General features: G+C 47.5%; 1 protein-coding gene. It reads right to left on the bottom strand.

Annotation, left to right across the window (positions count from 1 at the left end; genetic code table 11):
• Window positions 1–33: 33 nt before the first annotated feature.
• Window positions 34–408: a hypothetical protein gene (locus AC1DVH_RS32080; RefSeq protein WP_477757162.1), complete on the bottom strand. Its 375-nt coding sequence runs from the start codon at window positions 406–408 to the stop codon at window positions 34–36.
• Window positions 409–810: the final 402 nt, after the last annotated feature.

Genomic DNA, 810 nt, shown 5'->3' with positions numbered 1-810 from the left:
GGACACTGGGTGCGTGTTCAGTAGATACAACGCTCATCGATCCGAAAAGCACTTCAGGCGATTCTCTACGACAACCACCGAATAGCTCGCGATGTGCATTGCCAGTCCGTCCTCTATCAGGGCTTCCAGCAAAGCAGCTTGTGCCGCGAAGCGCAGGTCGCGGTTGAGTTTTCGAGAGGCGTGCATCTGATCGATCAGGACATGCGTGACTTGATAAGGGGTGCTGCCTCTCAGACGCCCCAGCCAGACGGGGATTTTTTTTGCCGCTTTGGATTGTCTGATACCCAGCACGCACGTTGCCTTGTCCGAAGCGGTGTTTTTCGAAACCTCCTCGATTTCTTCAAACACGTCGGTCAATTTTTTTAGTGCGTAGCCAAGCATCAAATCATCAAACGCATCCAAAAACATATACCTCTTCACGTGGTGAAGTTATTTCTACAAACACATTTCCGATTATCACATTACACTTTATTCCATGTATGTACTGGACGTATTCTAACGATCAAAACATCTGCCAGATAACATTACAGTTGTTAGCGCGAAGACTAACTTGAGCAGAGTATTAAGTGACTTTTTATAACAATTATTGAGCCTGCAATCGAACTATATAGACTTCAACAATATCGGTAATTACACGTAAGGTGCGGCGAGCGTTATCAGAGGATTCAGCAGTCAGATGATCTGGTTGCAAGGCGTTAACCGTCAGATGAGTTGAACCTGTGAGCCCGCCTGGCATCCTATTTATCGACACCGCGCCCCACCTTTCAAACACCTGTCTTCAGGTTGTTGCCGCAGGGGCCATCGATACAC

The organism is Pseudomonas sp. P4_C3, from assembly GCF_056402075.1.
The sequence above is the reverse complement of the archived record's forward strand: the minus strand, read 5'-3'. Positions and strand labels throughout refer to the sequence as shown.

Excerpts from the sequence above, each read along its gene's own strand:
- AC1DVH_RS32080 (WP_477757162.1), bottom strand. The coding sequence starts at position 408 with ATGTTTTTGGATGCGTTTGATGATTTGATGCTTGGCTACGCACTAAAA.